This window comes from Paenibacillus sp. FSL H8-0548 (assembly GCF_038630985.1).
In the GTDB taxonomy this organism is placed as follows: domain Bacteria; phylum Bacillota; class Bacilli; order Paenibacillales; family Paenibacillaceae; genus Pristimantibacillus.
In genome coordinates this window covers 7,331,599-7,351,569 of sequence record NZ_CP152049.1, presented here as the reverse complement: position 1 = coordinate 7,351,569, position 19,971 = coordinate 7,331,599, and the positions used below count along the sequence as shown (strand labels likewise).

Sequence of the window (19,971 nt, the reverse complement as noted above, 5' to 3'; positions counted from 1 at the left end):
AGACTGTCACTCCTTATCCGAATCGCCATGAATGGCGCAGTTACAAGAAAAATTGTCGAAAATCAGGGTATTATAACGAAAGCATCCACATTGTTAAGCAGATTATGCAGATGAGTTATAAATAGGGGATGAGTTTGTTCACAATGTTATCCACAGGCTGTTGATAATTATGAGGCAATATTGATCTAATCCACAATGAAAACATAATAATCATAGCAAAAGATCCCTTATATTTCAACGAATTCGCATATTTTATCCACATTCTCAACTGCTTGTGCATAAAAGTTATCTACACCACTACATATTGTTTATATCTTGTTAAGATTTCGACAAAGTTCGTTAGACCCTCATGTGGATTGTGCACATGTTATTAGTTTTTGATAAACATGACCGTTTCATACATTTATCCACAGACGGGATTCGGATTTTTTAAAATATAGGCGGTGTATAAGTTTCACATGTATACACCGCCTATATTTCTGGGAATGAAATGCGCAGGCGCCGCCAAAGGACGGTCATTGACTTTTGAAGCCCAGCATGGTTTAATAAAAAAAGCGTTTTTTTAAATATAAGGCTGTGTATGTGTTATACTTATAGAGCTGCTTATATTTCACCGCGAAACGATGCTGCTCCGTCACACAAGACGGCGAGAGCCGTTGCGCTTGATTTGGAAACACGCAGTATAGGAGGTGCAAAACGATGAGACCTACATTTAGACCTAATGTAAGCAAACGTGCGAAAGTTCATGGATTCCGCAAACGGATGAGCACGAAGAACGGACGTAAGATCTTGGCAACGCGTCGTCAAAGAGGAAGAAAAGTATTGAGCGCATAAGCAGAAGACCACGTCCGGTGGTCTTTTTTTTTTGCTTGCGAGGTTGAGGAGCGGGAGCAGGCTAATTATGCTGCTCTCATCCTAGGGTACATAGAAGATCAATGAAAGAACGGTGGGCTATCAGTCGTGCATAGAAAACTGCGTCTTCGAAATCGAGAAGACTTTAGCCGAATTTATAGAGGCGGCAAATCGTTTGCAAACGGGCAATTTGTCGTTTATTGGTCGAAGCAGCCGGTGGCGGAGCCTTTTCGCCTAGGTGTATCTGCGAGTAAGAAAATAGGAAATGCGGTTGTTCGCAATCGTATGCGCCGAATGATCAAGGAAATTGTTCGTCACCAGGCCAATCGGATCGTTCCCAAAACCGACTTCATACTAATAGTAAGAAAGCCAGCTACGCTAATGAAGATGAAGGAAATGGAGAAGAGTGTTCTTCATGTTTTGAAGAAAGCCGGTTTGCTGAAAAGTATCAACTATACGAAGGATAAGCAGGCAGATTAGCGAGATTCTGGTTGCTTGCTTGGCGTGTCCAAAACAAGCTGTTCAGTTGAGGTTTAGAAAGCGGATGCACAAGCAGTCCTGTAGTTTCCTTGTCCCATAAATTATGGTATAGTTTAGAATGAAATATAAGTTGAGTAATGTCTATATACACTATGAAACAATTGCTAAGCTGCAAGGGTTCGGCCATAGCCGTTAACGCTTGATGTAATGGCTCTCAGAGAGGAGTTTTAATGTTGTTTTTTTGGACAAAAAACAAGAAGTGGATTTTAGTGCTTGGCCTTGTTCTGCTCATGGGTGTTCTAGCAGGATGCGGAGCTCCAACAGATCAGACGACAAAAACTGAGGATTTATTGTTGGGGAACTTCTGGGAGAAGAATGTTGTTTATTACTTTGCAATTACGCTCGATACGTTCGCAGGCTGGTTTAAAGGGTCCTACGGACTTGCTATATTGCTCCTGACGATCATTGTAAGAACGTTGATCTTACCATTAACGCTTAAGCAGTACCGCAGTTCAAAGGCAATGCAAGCTTTGCAGCCGCAAATGGCTGAAATTAAGAAGAAACATAAGGATAACCCTCAGAAGCAGCAAGAAGAAACAATGAAGCTGTTCCAAACGCATAAGGTTAACCCAATGGCAGGTTGCTTGCCGCTGATTGTACAAATGCCGATTTTCATCGCATTGTACAATTCTATCTATAAGAACCCTGATATTCGTGAGCATACTTTCTTGTGGCTTGAGCTTGGCGAGAAGGATCCTTATTATATATTGCCGATTCTTGCAGCCGCAACAACATTCATTCAATCAAAAATGATGCAAAAGCAGCAAACGCAAACGATGCCAGGTATGGGGATGATGCTGGCGATTTTCCCTGTGCTCATTTTCGTAATGGCTATATCCTTCCCAGCAGCACTTCCGCTGTACTGGGTTTATAGTAACGTGTATACGATTGTTCAAAACTACTTCCTTTACGTTCGTTCATCTGAAAAGGGTAAGGAGGCCCCTGCGAAATGAAGAAAATCATTGCATCGGGGAAAACGGTAGAAGATGCTGTACGGAACGGATTATCACAATTGCAAGTAACTGAAGACCGCGTTAAACAAGTTGTGCTTGAACAGCCGACAAAAGGTTTTTTCGGACTGTTCGGTGCAAAGGAAGCGAAAGTAGAACTTGAGCTTATACCCGATCCTATACTGGAAGCGGAGCAATTTCTCCGTGAAGTAGCTGGTACGATGGGGCTGCAAGTGAACATCGATCGTAAGCAAACAAGAGAGGGAACTCATCTTGCTGTATCTGGCAGCGGAGATCTCGGTATGCTGATTGGACGTCGCGGACAAACGTTGGATGCATTACAGTACTTAGTAAATATTGTGGCTAATCGTTATTCAGACAGTCATCTGCGTATCGTACTCGATGCAGAGGATTTTCGAGAGCGCCGCCGCAAGACGTTAGCGGATTTATCCGATCGGTTAGCAGGACGGGTCATTCGTACCAGGAAAGAGGTTGTCTTGGAGCCAATGTCACCCCATGAGCGGAAGGTCATTCATTCGCAGTTGCAGAACCACCCAAAGGTGAAAACCTTTAGCAAGGGCGACGAGCCGAATCGTCGTGTTGTTATTTCGTTAAGACAGTAAGTTCGTCCTGAAAAATGTATATGGATTTATACGCTATCCACAGCAATGGCTCATAATGGTCATTGCTGTTTTTCCATTTGAGAGGTGCTGACAGCAATGGTACATGATACGATCGCAGCTATTTCGACCGCAGTCGGAGAAGGTGGCATCGCCATTATTAGAGTAAGCGGCCCGGAGGCAATTTCCGGAATCGCCGCTGTTTTTCGTTCGAAGATAGACCTTAAGGAAGCAGATACCCATACACTGCATTACGGGCATATTGTAGATCCTGCATCTGGTGAAGAGGTTGAAGAGGTATTAGTTACACTGATGAGGGGACCACGTTCCTTTACAGCAGAGGATGTTGTTGAAATAAATGCTCATGGCGGCGTAATTGCCGTTAAGAAGGTGCTTGATGTTGTTCTGCAGTTAGATGGCTACCGTACGGCGGAGCCTGGAGAGTTTACGAAGCGTGCTTTTCTAAATGGACGGATCGACCTAATGCAGGCAGAGGCCGTTATTGATTTAATTCGTTCAAAATCGGATCGTGCATTTACAGTTGCCCGCAAGCAGGCGGAGGGTGTTTTATCCAAGAGAATAAAGGCTCTAAGGCAAACCGTTATCGAGCTGCTTGCCCATATTGAAGTTAATATTGATTATCCGGAGCATGACGTTGAGGAAATGACTAGCTCATTTATTCGTGACCAATGCGATTCTGCTATTGAGGAAATAGATCGATTGTTAAAAACAGCAAACGAAGGCAAGATCCTTCGAGAAGGAATTGTAACTGCGATTGTCGGACGCCCGAATGTCGGCAAGTCCTCACTTATGAACGTGCTGACGCAGGAAAACAAAGCGATTGTAACGGATATACCTGGAACGACTCGTGACGTTATTGAACAGTTTGTCGCATTAAACGGCATTCCGCTCCGACTGCTGGATACGGCAGGGATTCGTGAGACGTCCGATGTGGTAGAGCGTATTGGTGTAGAGCGTTCTAGAAATGCGCTTGAAGAGGCGGATTTAATTTTGTTGGTACTGAACTATAATGAACCTCTGCAGCTAGATGATCGGGAGCTATTGAAGCAATTGAAGGGTCGCCCCGTCATTGCGATCATAAATAAGGCTGACTTGCCGCATCAATTAGAAATTGAGGTGGTGGAGCAGTCGATTCCTGCCGATTCTATTGTGAAAATGTCGGTTCTAGAGGAAAAGGGTCTTGATCAGCTAGAGAAGACGATCAGCGAAATGTTTTTTGAAGGGCAGCTGGAATCAGGGGATTTGACTTATGTAAGCAATGTTCGACATATTGCCTTGTTGAAGAGAGCGAAGCAATCGTTGGTTGATGCTATAGATGCGTCAGATGCGGGCATCCCCATCGATCTGATTCAAATAGATGCGCGTTCAGCCTGGGAGTCGCTTGGAGAAATTCTCGGGGACGAAGCAGGCGATTCTTTGATCGATCAAATTTTCTCTCAGTTCTGTTTAGGGAAATAGATGGCAGTAGGCTTTCGTGGTTCATTTCGTTTATTATTATAGAGGTGGGCTCATTTTGAAAGACATATCTACTTTAGTGAAATTCACATGGATATGTTCATTATAGAAAGAAAATTTTTAGTTAATGAGATGGGTCGTTTAATAATCGACTAATCTCATGGTCATAGATGATGCGGCGGCTTTAAATGGGTTAGTTTTTTTATGCTGGTTTTCGATGAAAACCTAAGCAAATAAGTTGAATTTGAAATTGAAGATTTAGCGAAGCGAGAAGATCGTTCTGGAGAAACGAAGTGTTCGCCTTTGCAGCCATATTCTTACCTTTAAATGTCTTAGGAAATCAAAGAATCTGGCTGCAACAGTGATCGTAAGAATGAACTTCTCGCGCAGCGCCCAAAGCGTAAATTTCTAGTTTAGCTTATATAGATTGCCTACGATGCTGGTTTTCGATGAAAACCTTAAGGAGAGTGAAGAACAATGAGATATTTGGCTGGTGAATATGACGTAATCGTCATTGGAGCGGGGCATGCAGGCTGTGAGGCTGCACTTGCTGCTGCACGTATGGGTTGCGAGACATTGCTGCTTACAATTAACTTGGATATGGTAGCATTTATGCCGTGTAATCCATCAATCGGGGGACCTGCTAAAGGTCATGTCGTGCGCGAAATTGACGCGTTAGGCGGAGAGATGGGTCGTAATATTGATAAGACCTTTATTCAAATGAGAATGCTGAATACGGGCAAAGGTCCTGCTGTACATGCACTGCGTGCTCAAGCGGATAAAGTTGATTATCAGTATCAAATGAAGAAAACAATTGAAGAAACCCCTCATTTGACCCTTCGTCAGGGGATGGCCGAGGAATTGATTGTTGAAGATGGAAAATGTGTAGGCATTATTACAAAAACAGGTGCTGAGTATCGTGCTCGTACGACCGTGGTTACGACAGGTACTTATTTGCGCGGGAAAATTATTATGGGCGAGCTCATGTATGAGAGCGGACCGAACAATCAACAGCCATCCATTAGACTATCCGCTAGTTTGAAGGAAAATGGACTCGAGCTTATTCGCTTTAAAACAGGAACCCCACCGCGTGTTCATAAGGACACGATTGATTTCTCCAAAACCGAGATTCAACCTGGGGATGATAAACCGAAGTTTTTCTCGCATGAGACAGAGTCATCTACAAATGAACAGCTTCCATGCTGGTTGACCTATACTTCTGAAGGGACACACAAAATTATTAATGATAATCTTCACCGCGCTCCAATGTTCTCAGGAGCCATTGAAGGTACGGGTCCGCGTTATTGCCCATCTATTGAGGATAAAATTGTGCGTTTTGCAGATAAGCCTAAACATCAAATTTTCCTAGAGCCGGAAGGTAAAAACACTTCGGAATATTACGTACAAGGTCTCTCAACAAGTATGCCTGAGGATGTTCAATTAAGTATTGTGCGATCTGTACCAGGTTTGGAAAAAGCTGATATCATGCGTAATGGTTATGCTATTGAGTATGATGCAGTTGTGCCTACTCAGCTTTGGCCTTCTTTGGAGACTAAGGTCATTGATGGCTTGTTCACAGCTGGACAAATTAATGGTACATCTGGCTATGAAGAAGCAGCAGGGCAGGGGGTTATCGCAGGCATTAATGCTGCGCGCAAGGTGCAGGGCAAAGAGCCCATCATCATCGGCCGTTCCGAAGGCTATATCGGTGTTATGATTGATGACCTTGTAACGAAAGGGACGAATGATCCTTATCGCCTGCTTACTTCAAGAGCGGAGTATCGGTTGCTGCTCCGTCATGACAATGCTGATTTGCGCTTAACACCTACCGGTTATGAGATCGGTCTTATTTCGGAAGAACGTTACAATAAATTTTTGAGTAAAAAACAATCCGTTGAAAATGATATTGAGCGTTTGCGTGGAACAAAAGTTAAGCCTGACCAAGTAAATGAAATGCTGCTAGCAGCAGGCACAGCTCCAATGGAGCATGGCGTTGATGCACTGTCCTTGCTTCGACGTCCAGAGGTTACGTATGCGATGCTTGAAACCGTAGTTCCTTCTGTCCCTGAAATGACAGAAGAGATGAAGGAGCAAGTTGAAATTCAAATTAAATATGCCGGTTATATAGAGAAACAGTTAGTTCAAGTAGCGCGCTTGAACAAGATGGAGAAAAAACGGATTCCTGACGATATAGATTATAGCGATGTTCGCAGTCTTGCGTCAGAAGCGAAGCAAAAGCTAGCGGTTATTCGTCCGCTTTCCATTGGTCAAGCATCGCGTATTGCTGGTGTAACACCAGCAGATATTTCAATTCTCCTTGTTTACTTGGAGCATTATAACCGTGTTACGGCAGCGAGAGGTTCATAATATGGATGAAACATTGAAATGGTTTACGAAACGAATGGAGGAAAGTGGAATACCACTTTCTTCTATTCAATTAGAACAGTTTGAGCTTTATTACCGTTTGCTAGTAGAGTGGAATGAAAAGATGAATTTAACCGGAATTACGGAAAGAGATGCTGTTTATGAAAAGCATTTTTATGATTCTGTTTCGCTATCCTTCTATACCAGCATGAGCAGTGTGCGTAAGCTTGCTGATATTGGATCGGGAGCAGGGTTTCCAAGCATTCCTTTGAAAATTTGTTTCCCTCATTTACAGGTTATGATTGTGGATTCGTTAAATAAAAGAATTCAATTTCTAACTCATTTGACGGAGCAGCTTGGCCTAGAGCAAGTATTATGCCTACATGGCAGAGCTGAGGATTTGGCACAATTGCCGGCACATCGCGACAGCTATGATTTAGTAACAGCAAGAGCTGTTGCACGATTGAATGTATTAAACGAATTTTGTTTGCCATTTGTCAAAAAAGGCGGTTTATTCGCAGCAATGAAAGGCTCTCAATCAGATGAAGAGGTAAAGGAAGCATCATTCAGCCTGAAAGAGCTAAGAGGGAAGATCAAGTCACAGCATCAGCTATCCCTTCCTAATGAGCAATCAGAGAGACATATTATTTTAATAGAGAAATTCGAAGGCACTCCTCGTAAGTATCCTAGGAAAGCAGGAACTCCACTTAAGCAACCACTTATATAGGTGGAGTTCTTGTGTTCCACGTGAAACATTAATGATCGTTTCAATCGTTTATTTCCACATCTATACAACAATTATTTTTACAACAGAGGTGTCAAGCAGGAGATCGTTCGAGGATAGTCGAATTACATAACAATATGATGAGACTAGACGATAGCGTGAGTCAAACGAATACGTATGTCGTACTCAAAGTAGGCTAGGCAGTACGGATAACGATAATGGGTATTAACGTTTGAATTTCAGTGACTATATTTAGTGAGGGAACATTATTATCTCTCGATTAAATAAATATGGTTACGGAGGTTCACCTTGCAGTTGATGATTGTTTTCAGACCATGGTTATCTCAACCTAAAATAATCCAATCGGCAATGAACCAATCTAGCTGCTGAAACGTATTTATTGTAAAAACCTTGAGATCACTTTATTAAAATAAAATATCAGTGTTTTCCTATTTTTTTGATAGGGTGCTGACGTTTTATGAGAAACATATATTGATTATCTATAAGTTGAACTTAAAATGAAGTGTAAGCGAAGCTAGAAGATCGTTCTGGAGATACGAAGTATTTGCCTTTATAGCCCATATTCTTACCTTTAAATAATTAAGGAAATCAAAGAATCTGGCTGCAATCGCGTCCCTAAAGAATGTTCTGCCCGCGCAGCGCCCAAAACGTAGTTTTCTAGTTTAACGTATATAGTAGATGAGAAATATAGTTTCATATAAAGTAATTTGAACAAGGTTTATCTCATGATCGGGTGGTAATTATTGATATGAAAGAACAATTTTCTCGATTGTTCGGCCTGTCCGAGCAGCGTATACCGCAAGAAGAAGTTCGGCAAATTCCGATTACTGAAATCGATACGAGCCCTTTTCAGCCACGAACAATTTTTGATGACGACCGAATTGAAGAATTGTGCCAGACGATAAAAACTCATGGTGTTATTCAGCCTATCGTGGTTCGTATGCGTAATGGTAGATATGAAATTATTGCGGGAGAACGCCGTTGGCGTGCTGTTACTAAGCTTGGTTATGATACAATTCCAGGCATCGTTCGTGAGTTCAATGATTCACAAACAGCATCCATCGCTTTAATTGAAAATCTTCAAAGGGAAGGCCTTTCCGCTATTGAAGAGGCTGTTGCATATCAAAAGTTGATTGAGCTTCATCAATTAACACAAGAGAGCTTAGCTCAACGCCTTGGGAAGAGCCAATCTACCATCGCTAATAAATTGCGGCTATTAATGTTAAACGATACGATCAAGTCAGCATTAATGGAACGGAAAATTACCGAACGTCATGCAAGAGCATTGTTATCATTGGATAATGAAGAACTTCAACTTAAAGTATTAGATGAAATTATAACAAAGGAATTGAATGTTAAGCAGACAGAGGTAAGAATTGCTTTCCTCAAGGAATCTACAAAGCTTAAGAAAGCAAAACGTATTTCTTTCACGAAGGATGTTCGTTTAGCGCTTAATACCATAAGGCAATCTATTGAAATGGTTTCCGGCTCAGGCCTTCAAATTAAAACAAATGAAAAGGATCATGATGATCATTACGAAATCATCATTCAGATCCCTAAACGATAGACATAGAAAGTTCTAGAGTTAAAACAAAATTTAAACGTTTTTTTGTGCCGCCCTCACTGAGGGCGGCGAAGCCGTTTATAGGAAAAGTTGATGTTTTTGCGGGAAGTATTTTTTCCTTAGACAAGGACGACGTAGTCGTTTCTTCTTAATGATATACTATTTAATAGTTGGTGTTATCTCGCGATATTGAGAGTGAATAAGCTATACAACTATAAGTATCATATAGAGCTATTAAATGCACTTTATTATATTGCTGAAAATAACACATAAAAGTTGTACACATAGAGGTGAGCCGGTTTTGTCGAAGATTATTGCAATTGCCAACCAGAAGGGCGGTGTCGGAAAAACGACAACGTCTGTAAATTTAGCTGCTTGTCTAGCAACACTAGGAAAAAGAGTGCTGCTCGTAGATATTGATCCACAAGGGAATACAACTAGTGGTCTCGGTATCGACAAAGGCGATGTGACTAATTGTATTTATGATGTGCTTATTAATGATGTCCATCCTAAGGATGCGATGTTTGAAACAAGAGTACCAGGTCTGAAGATTATTCCTGCTACTATTCAATTGGCTGGTGCAGAAATTGAATTAGTACCAACTATATCCCGTGAACTTCGTTTGAAAAAATCGCTGCATATGGTTAAGGATGATTTCGATTATGTCCTGATTGATTGTCCGCCTTCACTTGGTATATTAACGATCAACTCGTTAACTGCTGCTGATTCTGTTCTTATTCCCATTCAATGTGAGTATTATGCTCTAGAAGGGCTCAGCCAGCTATTAAACACGGTGAGACTCGTTCAGAAGCATTTAAATACATCGCTTCAAATTGAAGGCGTTTTATTAACGATGCTGGATGCAAGAACAAATCTAGGCATACAGGTTATTGAAGAGGTCAAAAAGTATTTTCAACAAAAGGTTTATCAAACGATTATCCCGCGTAACGTTCGTTTAAGTGAGGCGCCTTCACATGGTCAAGCTATTATTACTTATGATCCAAAATCAAAAGGCGCGGAAGTTTATCTTGAACTAGCAAAGGAAGTGATTATGTATGAGCAAGCGGCTAGGTAGAGGGCTGGATGCGCTTATCCCATCGCTTTCTGTGAATGACGATGATAAAGTGATTGAAATTACATTGTCTCAATTGAGACCCAATCCATATCAGCCTAGAAAAACATTTGATGAGGATTCCATCAGAGAATTAGCGGAATCCATCAAGCAACATGGAATTATTCAGCCTATTATCGTTCGTACTGTACTTAAAGGTTATGAAATTATTGCCGGTGAACGCCGTTTCCGTGCATCGCAGTACTGTGGGAATGCTACCATTCCAGCAGTTGTAAGATCATTTTCAGATCAGCAGGTTATGGAAATTGCACTTATAGAAAACCTGCAGCGTGAGGATTTGAACGCAATCGAAGTTGCGATCGCTTATCAAGCGCTTATAGATAAGTTTAAACTTACGCAAGAAGAGCTTTCTATGAAGGTTGGCAAATCCCGTTCACATATTGCGAATTTTGTGCGTTTGTTATCATTGCCGACTGAAATCAAAGATAATGTTTCACGTGGAACAATTTCCATGGGACATGCAAGAGCATTAGTTGGTATTAAAGATGATAAGCTTCAAAAGGAATTGGCGGATCTCGTTGTTTCACAAGAGTGGAGTGTTCGTGAACTAGAAGAGGCTATTCAAAAGCTGGAGTTAAAGCAGCCGGATGATAAAGCAAAGCCAAGCCAGAAGAAACGTGATCCTTATATTGATCATTTAGAGGAATCATTACGTGAACGATTTAAGACAACGGTGAAAATTAAACAGCAAAAAGACAAGGGTAAAATTGAGCTTCAATACTATAGCAAACAGGATCTAGAACGATTGCTAGAATTGCTTCAGTATATGGCGTAAGCCTTCCAAACAATGGCATACCTAAGTTGTAATCTTGCTTTTGAAAGATTAAACTAAGGTATGCCATTGTTTTGATTAAATAAGCTGATAAAGGTGTGATAATCGTGATTGACGGTATAAAACCGGTTATTTATTTGGACCACGCAGCAACCTCGTGGCCGAAGCCGCCAACGGTTACGGAAGCCGTTGTTCAAACGATGCTCAATGATGCTGCAAATCCTGGCAGGGGCAGCCACGCAATGGCCGTTCGTGCAAGTCGTGTGTTATTTGATACACGCAAGCAGCTATCTAAGCTGTTTAATATAAAGAACCCTAATGATATTGCGTTCGCATCCAATACAACGATGGCTTTGAATATGGCGATCAAAGGATTTGTTAAGCCTGGTGATCATGTTATTGCAACCTCAGTAGAACATAACTCGGTAAGAAGACCTCTTTACTACTTGGAGCAAACGATTGGCATTGAGGTTAGCTATGTAGAAGCTGATGAAAAAGGAAACCTAAGCATAGATGACGTTGCAAAGCTAATTCAATCAAACACAACGCTTGTTATCGTCAATCATAGCTCTAACTTGCTCGGAACTATAATGCCTGTAGCAGATATTGCAGAGCTCACCAAAAAACATGGGATTAAGCTTCTTGTAGATGCTGCTCAAAGTGCCGGTATTATCGAAGTGGATGTTAAAGCGATGGGCATTGATATGCTGGCTTTCCCAGGTCACAAAGGTCTGCTTGGCCCACAGGGCACAGGAGGCCTGTACATTGATCCGGCGCTTGAATTAGTACCTTTGTTGCATGGAGGCACGGGAAGTCAATCAGAGGCTCTTGAACAGCCTAAGGTTAGACCGGATCGATATGAGGCGGGTACGCAAAATACACCTGGCTTAGCAGGGCTTAAAGCAGGCGTACAGTATGTATTGAATGAGACGGTAAAGAATATCCATACTAAGGAATGGAACTTAATACAACGAGCTATCGAAGGGCTGCTGCCGTTAGAGCGTATGAAGCTGCTGGGACCTGAACTTGGAGAAGCACGTACTGGCATTATTGCTTTTAATATAGAGGGTATTGATCCCTCTGAGCTATCCTTCATATTGGATCAGCATTATCAGGTCGCTGTACGTGCCGGTTTTCACTGTACCCCACTCGCGCATGCAAGTGCAGGAACATTTGAAACTGGAGCTGTACGTGCTAGTGTAGGCGTTTATACAACAGAGGCTGAGATTGATGCATTTATAGAGGCTATCAAAGAAATCGTGAAGCAATACGGGGTTTAGCAATGAATTGGGGGCGGAATAACAACGATGGAAGATTGGACATCAAATCCTATGAATGCTGTTACAGTCGTTTTAGCATTACTTGTTATCATTTTATTTATTTGGATTGCAGTAGTGGGAGGGCGGCTGAAAAAGCTTAGAAAGCAGTATACAGCGGTCATGGGGAATACTGGATTAACGAATTTGGAAGATGTCATTGTTGAATTGAAGAATGACATTGCAGAGCAGCAGCAAGTACACAAGCAGTTGAAATCACAGCTTGAACAGGTGAGTACGACCTTATCGAAGCAAAAAGGAAAAGTAGGCGTACTTCGTTACAACGCTTTTGCTGAGCAGGGCAGTGATCTTAGCTTTTCTATCGCCATCATTAACGATGAGAAGGATGGTGCTGTATTCTCGGGTATTCATAGTAGAGAAAATACTTACGTGTACGCGAAGCCACTTGAAAAAGGGCAATCAGCTTATCCGTTAACGCCGGAGGAGCTAAAGGTTATTTTAGAAGCTAAGTAGCCATAGCTGCTAAATATTATCGGAAGCGGCTGTCTGTTCTATAACACTTCCAGCAAGGTGAGCATGGTTAGTGATTGCGCTGAAAAGACTTAATGAAATAATGTCGGACATTTTCACAACGAGATGAAGACGAGTATTTTGCAGCACAAAGTATTCCATAAAGCCGCCAACATTAACGATCCCTGTAATGTGTATGTCTCCTACGGGAGGCAAATCTTTGTTCACGCCGGCTCCAGGCCGAACAGGCCCAACACCTACTTGGATGCTGCCTACGCTTGAAACCTGGCCGAGGCAAGCATCAATGCCGATGATGAATGGTTTATGGTATCGGCTATTAATTTCGATAAGCGTGTCATCAAGATTCATGGCGTGAACTGGGTTTTCCAATGTGCCGAACAAAGAAAAATGAGGACTGCGATATTTGCTTAAAGAAGTGCCGATCAGTGGACCCAAAGCATCTCCAGTGGAGCGGTCTGTTCCAATACAGACGACAACAATTGGACGGCTTTCAGCCATCTCTTCGAGCAAGTGAGTAAGTCGATTAGCGACCATGCCAACTACATTTGCAGTGGTATAAGGTACTTTCAAAGGAGTCTCTTTCATAAATGGAAGCTTCATAGAATCCCTCCAATAATGCAGATATGTTACTAGTATATGGATGAGACAACCATTTTATACGTCAGATAGTTTTGATATTTTAAAATATAGGAAAGTATTGGTTTCACATTGATACTCTGCCTTTATTTCTCAGAATGAAACGCGCTTGCGCCTTCAAAGGACGACGAAGTCGTTTCTTTTTAGATAAGTTGATAAAGCAAGCTGGACTTGCTCATAAAATGGGGGGTGAAGCCCGTGTTAATTGCATTTGATTCAACCCAGCAGGCACTACGCGCTGAGATGCTGCTCGAGTATGCTGAGGTGGAGATAGACATTTGCCCCACCCCTAAGGAAATAACAGCAGGCTGCGCATTATCGATTCATTTTCCAGAGGATGATTTAGGAATGGTTAAGGAAGTTATTGAACAGGAGCTTGTAGAAATTAGAGGGATTTTCAAGCCTGTGCAAACAGGGTATGAGCAAATAGAGATATAGACAGCGAAGGGCTAGGACGAGGAGGAGTGGGTATGTCAATCGCAGGAGTCTATGCTGAAATTGTGGGCTGGTTGACAGATAACGATGTGTGGGAGTCCTTTGGGAGATCTGCAGTGCGCGTCATTTTGTTTTTGGTTGTAGGCCGCTTTCTGGTATGGGTGACCCATAAAACGATTGATCGTGTTGTTCTTGAACGTGAAGCGAAGCGTATTTCTGCCCATACAAGAAGAATGACGACGATAGGAAAACTCATGAAAAATGTGACATCCTATGTTGTATACTTCATTACGGTTATGCTTATTCTATCTGAATTTGGCATTAATTTAGGACCGTTATTAGCAGGGGCGGGGGTGCTCGGACTTGCGATTGGTTTTGGTGCACAAAGCTTAGTGAAGGATGTTATTACTGGCTTTTTTATTGTACTGGAGGATCAGTTTGCTGTTGGCGATGTGATTCAGACAGGCCAATTCAAAGGTACGGTAGAGGTTATTGGGCTTCGAACTACCCGGATACAGAGCTGGACGGGAGAGATTCATATTATTCCAAACGGCATGATTAATGAAGTGACCAATTTTTCTGTAAATAATACGGTTGCTGTATTGGATGTTTCTATAGCTCATGAGGAAGAGGTGGAACGAGCGATTGAAGTCATTCGCTTTACGATGCTAACGGTAAAGGATGATAATTTAATTAATGCACCTGAGGTGCTGGGCATACAAGCGATAGCTGCGACAGGGATTACGCTTCGTGTCATTGCGGAATGCAGGCCGAATACGCATCCGGTTGTAGCGCGCAAGCTGAACATGGAGATTAAAAAAGCTCTGGATGCCAGCGGCATAGAGATTCCATATCCGCGTATGGTAACTTTACAACGCAATGAAAAGGGAGGCGTAAAAAGTGGAGCGTAAACAGTTTGAGCTGGGTGATGTTGTTCAAATGAAAAAACAGCATCCATGCGGCTCTAATGAGATGGAGATCATTCGAATGGGGATGGATATCCGCATTAAATGCGTCGGCTGTAAGCACAGCGTACTTATTCCGAGAGCCAAGTTTGAGAAGAATATGAAGAAGGTTCTTCGTTCGAATAGATCAGATGGTGACATCACGGGTGTGTGACCATAAATACTCCTTTTACTTGGGACTGGATGCTTGCATGAGGACAAGTTATATGATATAATATTTTTTACATGCGGAGAGGTACCCAAGAGGCCCAAGGGGGCTGACTCGAAATCAGTTAGGCGGGTCAAACCGTGCGTGGGTTCGAATCCCACCTTCTCCGCCATCTACTATCCTTGCTAATTCAAACCTCCTACAAATTGTGGGAGGTTTTTTGTTATTGAAAATGGACTATAAAAGAAAGGAAATCAAATGAAAAACATGAATTTTAGTGAAGCGGTTGAACGTTCTGTACAATTAAGAAAACGCTACCATCAGTTAGAACGACAGTATCATGAAAAAGAATGGACAGTTGAAGAGGATGCGTTGGCCTTTCTGACAGATGCCGGTTTGGTCGGTCGTCTAACCATGTCTCAACAGGGCCGTTGGCCAACTAATGGGGAAACTGCAGCTGAACTTGAACATAAGCTTGGTGAATGCATGTGGTGGCTGATTATTTTAGGTGAACGCATGGATGTTGATATGAGTAAAGCATTGGAGAAATTCTTATCCAAAACCGAAAAAAAACTAGGGGATTGAGCTATTAATTTTACACTATATAAGTTGGACTTAAAAAATGAAGTTTAAGCGAAGCGAGAAGATCGTTCTGGAGAAACGATGTGTTTACCTTATCTAGTTGGGTTACTTTAGCTTTCTTTCTCCGGTTCTTAGATTGGTCGTGCTAGCTCGATGGGTTCAGCGCTCTAGGAAGAGGCTACAATTGCAGTTTGTACAACGTAATCGACGTTACTCGCCTAACTAGGGCATGTACACTGTAGTTTGTGCAATAGAATGCCTATTCTAGGGCGATATTCGTTGGTTTGGAGCTCATTCTACTGCAATAGTACTATGTACATTCAACGATTCGATTGCCGAATCGTTTTTTTTTTGGATCACTTCTGCGAAAGCCAATTTAGCAGCTAGAAGCTGTTAGACGGAGAAGACAGGAGCGTGTAATAAAGGATACCGAAAAAAAGAAGAGAGCTCTTGCGAGCTCTCTTCTTGACGGTGGTTGATGGCTAGCCGATTCGTTTCACATTAAGTCATTGAAACTTGGAGCTTTCATTCGTCAATTGGAGAAAATCAGCGATTGCATCATTTATTCCATTTGAGCACAATACTTAGGCAGACCGTATAAACGGCATACGTTAGGATGCTCGAATGCGTGTTATAGACCAAAGTCTAATGCACCAGCTTCTACTGTGTGTGAAAAAAATCGTCTTAAGGGACATCTGCGCAATGAAAGCTGAGCCGTCTGACGACGGAAACAGCCGTTAACGCTTGCCAATCGGGTTCAATGGAACCACACCTCTCTTACACCGTCCAGTTTAGAATGCCCGAAATGGACCCAACTATTCATGGCACTTCATGGCTCATTATAATGGCTAGTGCCCCATGCGCTTCCATTTGCGCTCATGATTGGATGTGTCGGGAAACCGATCGCCTTTATTTAGCTGCACTTTTTTTGGGTTTTGAATACCCATATGAAATGAATTCACTCCATCCTCGATATATGTGCCACCATTCGGAGCTTTGTCTCCTGGAGAAAACATTGTACCTTCACCCATTAGGCTCACCCTCCAATCGAAAATTAGAACAGGCCGTTAAGCTGCTTGCTGCCGTTCCTTGCAGTAGTATTTGCAGCCAGGAGCATTTGCATGAGTAGCAGAAAACGGATATTGAGCAGATATGACTTATTCAGCAAAAAGAATGGTTAAGCCGTTTATTTTTACTTGTCATAGGCGAATGAATTTGATATAGTATAGAGATGCGAGCACAAGCTCGCTCCTTGCTCCATTTATGGGGCCGTTAGTCCAAGAGGAGGTGAAACAATATGCGCAAATATGAAGTAATGTACATCGTTCGTCCAGACGTTGAGCAAGAAAACCTTCAAGCTATCGTTGACAAATTCCATGGCATTATCTCCAATGGCGGCGAAGTCACTAAGCAAGATGTGAGCGGAAAACGTCGTCTTGCGTATGAGATCAATAAACTACGTGATGGTTATTTTGTACTGGTACATTTCAACGCAACGACTGAAGTTGTGAATGAACTTGACCGCATCATGAAGATTACGGATGAAGTTATTCGTACATTGATCGTCAGAGACGTCGCTTAATCCACGCTGGATTGTTCGATTGGGAGGTCAGAAACGATGTTGAATCGTGTTATACTAATTGGTAGATTGACGAGAGACCCAGAGCTTCGCTATACGCCTGCGGGCGTCGCGGTTACACAATTTACTTTAGCGGTAGATCGTCCGTTTACGAGCGGTGGTCAAGGCGAGCGTGAAGCGGATTTTATTCCGATTGTAACTTGGCGTCAACTGGCAGAGACTTGCGCCAACTACTTGCGCAAAGGCCGCTTAACAGCGGTTGAAGGTCGCATCCAAGTTCGGAATTATGAGAACAACGAAGGCAAACGCGTCTACGTGACGGAAGTTATCGCTGATAACGTTCGGTTCTTGGAATCCAACAAAGATGGCGGAAGCTCGCGAGAAGAAGGCGGAAGCAGCAACAGCGGCGGTACAAGCACCGGCGGAGGATCTTTCGGCGGCAACGCGTCCCAAAGCAGCGGTAACCGTCCATCTGGTAATAACTCACGTAACGACAGCCGTGATCCGTTTCAGGATGACGGACGCCCGATTGATATATCAGAAGATGATTTGCCATTTTGATAACGAGGTAGTTGCTACTTCGCGAATCAATGGAACGGTTGCACGGCCTTTATTGCGAAATAAAGAAGCTGTGTAATTGTAAAATTTTCAACGATAAGGAGGATACCTATCATGGCTTTCAAGCAAAGAGATAACGGCGGCGACGAGCGTCCAGAACGTAAGTTCAGCGGACGTAAAGGCGGACGCAACAAACGTCGTAAAGTGTGTTTCTTCACTGTAAACAAAATCACTAAAATTGACTATAAAGATGTAGATTTGCTGAAAAAGTTTATTAGCGAGCGCGGCAAAATCTTGCCACGTCGTGTGACTGGTACAAGCGCGAAGTACCAACGTGCGCTTACAATCGCAATTAAACGTTCACGTCAAATCGCATTGCTTCCTTACACGACTGAATAGGTCGATAAGCGAATATGTAACAAAACGGAGGAGCCTGTCACCAAGGGCTCTTTTTTGTTGTATGCTGATACGGATGCTTGAAGCTTGTTGAGAATTTTTCAATAGTTTTTTTTATTTGTTTTAAAGGTTGATTGGTACAAATAAAGGAGTGTATTTATAGAATCTTGTTAGCTGTAAGTGGCTTTAAATGTAATACAAAGAAAAGGTGCTTCGAGTTTAAAAACAACCAATAGGCTAAGGGTGGTTTTTTTATACCACTGATTTATGAAATTTAAGTTGGTCGAAATAACTATGGAACACGTAAAATTAATGCAGAACTTCGAAAGCAATCCTTGTATCTTTCATGTCTTAGGATTGGAAAAGTTATAAAGAAACATGTAGCAGACGAAAACACATTTGCTTAGGGGTAGGTTAGATAGCACCAGTGTATGTGAACAAGGAACGTTTACCGGCAAATGGCCATGCAAACGTTCCTTGTATTATGAATATAAAGTTTCTAATGCTTGTCGCTGCGCTGGCTTAATATTTAATATCGAGCGAATACTTTGGGCTTGCTGCTCAGCATCTTCAATGGTATTGGCTAAGCCTAGCTCAAGGAGCGTCCCGTATGCAACGGTCCCTGTACGGCCTTTGCCACCTCCACAATGAAAAGCCACCTTTTTGCCTTCTCTGTAGGATTCTACAACGGCTTTAATAGCTGTGTGAAGCAGCTGTTCTTGTGGTTCATTTGCCTCGTCTCCAAGAGGCATCTTGATCCACTGTAAGCCTGCTCCAGCAGCAGCACATTGCGCTGCCTCTTCGCGTAGATCGATAACCACTTCAACGCCTTCATGATCTACCATTGATTGTACGTCCCCGGCACCACCCATATAGATTCTACCCGGAATTAATTCATGATAAGCTTTATTCATTTTGAGTTCTCCTTGGACTTAAAATAATTGTTTTTTGAACGATTTAAACTCCACTTGAACGGGTGCAGAAGGAGGGGCACAGCATAATGAAAGATCACGTTGATCGCCAGCAGATTCAAATTCTGAATCTTCTTTGGTGTAAAAAATCTCCCAGGCATTACCGTCCGGATCGTACACCCATACTTTGTCTTGTACAGCATAGCAACAGGTTGTATTCATTTCGTCAATAAGAAGAAGATCTGCTTGTCTCAGGCGCTCCCCCATCGCGAGTACGTCTTCGGTGTTATCTACTTGAAAACCAAGGTGATTTAGAACACCTTGGTTTTCAAATGGTCGTACGTTTAGTGAAAAGTGTAGGGCTGGATTATCTAATTCAAATTTTGCGTAATTGTCCTTTACTTTCGTTGGTTCCACTCCGAAAAATTGACGGTAGAAGCCGAGAGACTTATCTAAGTCAGAGCAGTTCACGGCAACATGCATTCTTTTGATGTGGGACATGTTATTGTCCTTCTTTCACAAACTTCTCGATTCGTGCCTTAATGGAATCGCGAACATTTCGGAACTGGTCCATAATTTCTTCTTCTGTACCTGTTGCTTTAGCAGGATCTTCGAAGCCCCAATGCCACTTCACTACATTCGGATTGGAAATGACAGGGCAGTGTTCATCTGCATGACCGCAAAGGGTGATGACATAAGTAGCGCGATTCAAAATCTCAGGATTGATTACATTCGATGAGTTTTGACTAATATCTACGCCTGCTTCTTTCATTACTTGAACGGCTCTAGGGTTTAGTCCGTGTGCTTCGAGGCCTGCGCTTTTCACTTCGTATTGTTCACTACCTAAAGCATTAAGAAAGCCATCTGCCATTTGACTTCGGCAAGAGTTACCCGTACACAAGAAATAAACTAGTTTCTTTTCCATTTGTCATATCTCC

The 19,971-nt window shown here is 42.4% G+C and carries 24 protein-coding genes and 1 tRNA gene; 20 read left to right on the top strand and 5 right to left on the bottom strand.

Annotated features, from left to right (window positions below; all coding sequences use genetic code 11):
* The first annotated feature begins 699 nt into the window (after positions 1–699).
* From rpmH to MHI37_RS31095, 12 genes are all read left to right on the top strand, one after another.
* Positions 700–834 carry a 50S ribosomal protein L34 gene (gene rpmH, locus MHI37_RS31150; RefSeq protein ID WP_076339281.1) on the top strand — a complete coding sequence of 45 codons (135 nt, stop codon included), beginning with the start codon at positions 700–702 and terminating at the stop codon, positions 832–834.
* Positions 835–960: 126 nt separating this feature from the next.
* A complete protein-coding gene (gene rnpA / locus MHI37_RS31145) occupies positions 961–1,332 on the top strand; it encodes a ribonuclease P protein component (protein ID WP_076339282.1) in 372 nt (123 codons plus the stop codon).
* A gap of 230 nt (positions 1,333–1,562) precedes the next feature.
* Entirely contained in the window at positions 1,563–2,345 is a 783-nt protein-coding gene (locus MHI37_RS31140; RefSeq protein WP_076339283.1) for a YidC/Oxa1 family membrane protein insertase, read from the top strand.
* On the top strand, positions 2,342–2,965 hold the full coding sequence (jag, locus tag MHI37_RS31135) for an RNA-binding cell elongation regulator Jag/EloR (RefSeq protein ID WP_076339284.1): 624 nt from the start codon (positions 2,342–2,344) through the stop codon (positions 2,963–2,965). The genes MHI37_RS31140 and jag overlap by 4 nt, the downstream gene beginning before the upstream one ends.
* A 96-nt stretch (positions 2,966–3,061) precedes the next feature.
* Entirely contained in the window at positions 3,062–4,441 is a 1,380-nt protein-coding gene (gene mnmE / locus MHI37_RS31130) for a tRNA uridine-5-carboxymethylaminomethyl(34) synthesis GTPase MnmE (protein WP_076339285.1), read from the top strand.
* 474 nt (positions 4,442–4,915) lie between these two features.
* Positions 4,916–6,805 (top strand): tRNA uridine-5-carboxymethylaminomethyl(34) synthesis enzyme MnmG, encoded by a 1,890-nt coding sequence (gene mnmG / locus MHI37_RS31125; RefSeq protein WP_076339286.1) that lies wholly within the window; start codon positions 4,916–4,918, stop codon positions 6,803–6,805.
* Position 6,806: 1 nt separating this feature from the next.
* Positions 6,807–7,529 (top strand): 16S rRNA (guanine(527)-N(7))-methyltransferase RsmG, encoded by a 723-nt coding sequence (rsmG, locus tag MHI37_RS31120; RefSeq protein WP_076339287.1) that lies wholly within the window; start codon positions 6,807–6,809, stop codon positions 7,527–7,529.
* Between the two features lie 766 nt (positions 7,530–8,295).
* On the top strand, positions 8,296–9,114 hold the full coding sequence (gene noc, locus MHI37_RS31115; protein WP_076339288.1) for a nucleoid occlusion protein: 819 nt from the start codon (positions 8,296–8,298) through the stop codon (positions 9,112–9,114).
* 298 nt (positions 9,115–9,412) lie between these two features.
* Entirely contained in the window at positions 9,413–10,186 is a 774-nt protein-coding gene (locus tag MHI37_RS31110; RefSeq protein WP_076339289.1) for an AAA family ATPase, read from the top strand.
* The gene (locus tag MHI37_RS31105; RefSeq protein WP_076339290.1) at positions 10,167–11,018 is read left to right on the top strand and encodes a ParB/RepB/Spo0J family partition protein; all 852 of its coding nucleotides are present in this window, start codon (positions 10,167–10,169) and stop codon (positions 11,016–11,018) included. Before MHI37_RS31110 ends, MHI37_RS31105 begins: the two co-directional genes overlap by 20 nt.
* A 104-nt stretch (positions 11,019–11,122) precedes the next feature.
* A complete protein-coding gene (locus tag MHI37_RS31100) occupies positions 11,123–12,295 on the top strand; it encodes an aminotransferase class V-fold PLP-dependent enzyme (RefSeq protein ID WP_256710681.1) in 1,173 nt (390 codons plus the stop codon).
* 27 nt (positions 12,296–12,322) lie between these two features.
* Positions 12,323–12,805 (top strand): DUF4446 family protein, encoded by a 483-nt coding sequence (locus tag MHI37_RS31095; RefSeq protein ID WP_076339291.1) that lies wholly within the window; start codon positions 12,323–12,325, stop codon positions 12,803–12,805.
* 9 nt (positions 12,806–12,814) lie between these two features.
* Here MHI37_RS31095 and yyaC read toward each other — a convergent pair whose 3' ends face one another.
* Complete coding sequence (gene yyaC, locus MHI37_RS31090; protein ID WP_076339292.1) at positions 12,815–13,423, bottom strand: spore protease YyaC; 609 nt, start codon at positions 13,421–13,423, stop codon at positions 12,815–12,817.
* A 234-nt stretch (positions 13,424–13,657) separates the two neighbouring features.
* On the opposite strand from yyaC, the gene MHI37_RS31085 reads away from it, so the two are divergent.
* From MHI37_RS31085 to MHI37_RS31065, 5 genes are all read left to right on the top strand, one after another.
* Positions 13,658–13,897 carry a DUF3343 domain-containing protein gene (locus MHI37_RS31085; protein ID WP_076339293.1) on the top strand — a complete coding sequence of 80 codons (240 nt, stop codon included), beginning with the start codon at positions 13,658–13,660 and terminating at the stop codon, positions 13,895–13,897.
* A gap of 32 nt (positions 13,898–13,929) precedes the next feature.
* Positions 13,930–14,805 (top strand): mechanosensitive ion channel family protein, encoded by an 876-nt coding sequence (locus MHI37_RS31080; RefSeq protein ID WP_076339294.1) that lies wholly within the window; start codon positions 13,930–13,932, stop codon positions 14,803–14,805.
* Positions 14,795–15,013 carry a DUF951 domain-containing protein gene (locus MHI37_RS31075; protein ID WP_076339295.1) on the top strand — a complete coding sequence of 73 codons (219 nt, stop codon included), beginning with the start codon at positions 14,795–14,797 and terminating at the stop codon, positions 15,011–15,013. The genes MHI37_RS31080 and MHI37_RS31075 overlap by 11 nt, the downstream gene beginning before the upstream one ends.
* 75 nt (positions 15,014–15,088) lie before the next feature.
* A tRNA-Ser gene (locus tag MHI37_RS31070) sits at positions 15,089–15,179 on the top strand.
* A gap of 86 nt (positions 15,180–15,265) precedes the next feature.
* Positions 15,266–15,592 (top strand): 30S ribosomal protein S15, encoded by a 327-nt coding sequence (locus MHI37_RS31065; RefSeq protein ID WP_076339296.1) that lies wholly within the window; start codon positions 15,266–15,268, stop codon positions 15,590–15,592.
* 845 nt (positions 15,593–16,437) lie between these two features.
* Here the strand turns inward: MHI37_RS31065 and MHI37_RS31060 are convergent.
* A complete protein-coding gene (locus MHI37_RS31060) occupies positions 16,438–16,620 on the bottom strand; it encodes a YjzC family protein (RefSeq protein WP_076339297.1) in 183 nt (60 codons plus the stop codon).
* Positions 16,621–16,886: 266 nt separating this feature from the next.
* Here MHI37_RS31060 and rpsF point away from each other — a divergent pair, with 266 nt between their 5' ends.
* The 3 genes from rpsF (at position 16,887) to rpsR (ending at position 18,125) form a co-directional block, all read left to right on the top strand.
* A complete protein-coding gene (rpsF, locus tag MHI37_RS31055) occupies positions 16,887–17,171 on the top strand; it encodes a 30S ribosomal protein S6 (protein WP_076339298.1) in 285 nt (94 codons plus the stop codon).
* A 36-nt stretch (positions 17,172–17,207) separates the two neighbouring features.
* On the top strand, positions 17,208–17,729 hold the full coding sequence (ssb, locus tag MHI37_RS31050) for a single-stranded DNA-binding protein (RefSeq protein WP_076339299.1): 522 nt from the start codon (positions 17,208–17,210) through the stop codon (positions 17,727–17,729).
* Between the two features lie 111 nt (positions 17,730–17,840).
* Entirely contained in the window at positions 17,841–18,125 is a 285-nt protein-coding gene (gene rpsR / locus MHI37_RS31045; RefSeq protein WP_076339300.1) for a 30S ribosomal protein S18, read from the top strand.
* 479 nt (positions 18,126–18,604) lie between these two features.
* Here the strand turns inward: rpsR and MHI37_RS31040 are convergent, their stop codons facing one another.
* Genes MHI37_RS31040 through arsC form a run of 3 tightly spaced genes read right to left on the bottom strand, consistent with a single transcriptional unit; the run spans position 18,605 to position 19,958 of the window.
* Positions 18,605–19,036, bottom strand: a complete 432-nt coding sequence (locus tag MHI37_RS31040; protein ID WP_076339301.1) for a dual specificity protein phosphatase family protein — start codon at positions 19,034–19,036, stop codon at positions 18,605–18,607.
* Between the two features lie 18 nt (positions 19,037–19,054).
* Complete coding sequence (locus MHI37_RS31035; protein ID WP_076339302.1) at positions 19,055–19,534, bottom strand: ArsI/CadI family heavy metal resistance metalloenzyme; 480 nt, start codon at positions 19,532–19,534, stop codon at positions 19,055–19,057.
* Between the two features lies 1 nt (position 19,535).
* Positions 19,536–19,958 (bottom strand): arsenate reductase (thioredoxin), encoded by a 423-nt coding sequence (gene arsC, locus MHI37_RS31030; protein WP_076339303.1) that lies wholly within the window; start codon positions 19,956–19,958, stop codon positions 19,536–19,538.
* Positions 19,959–19,971 lie beyond the last annotated feature (13 nt).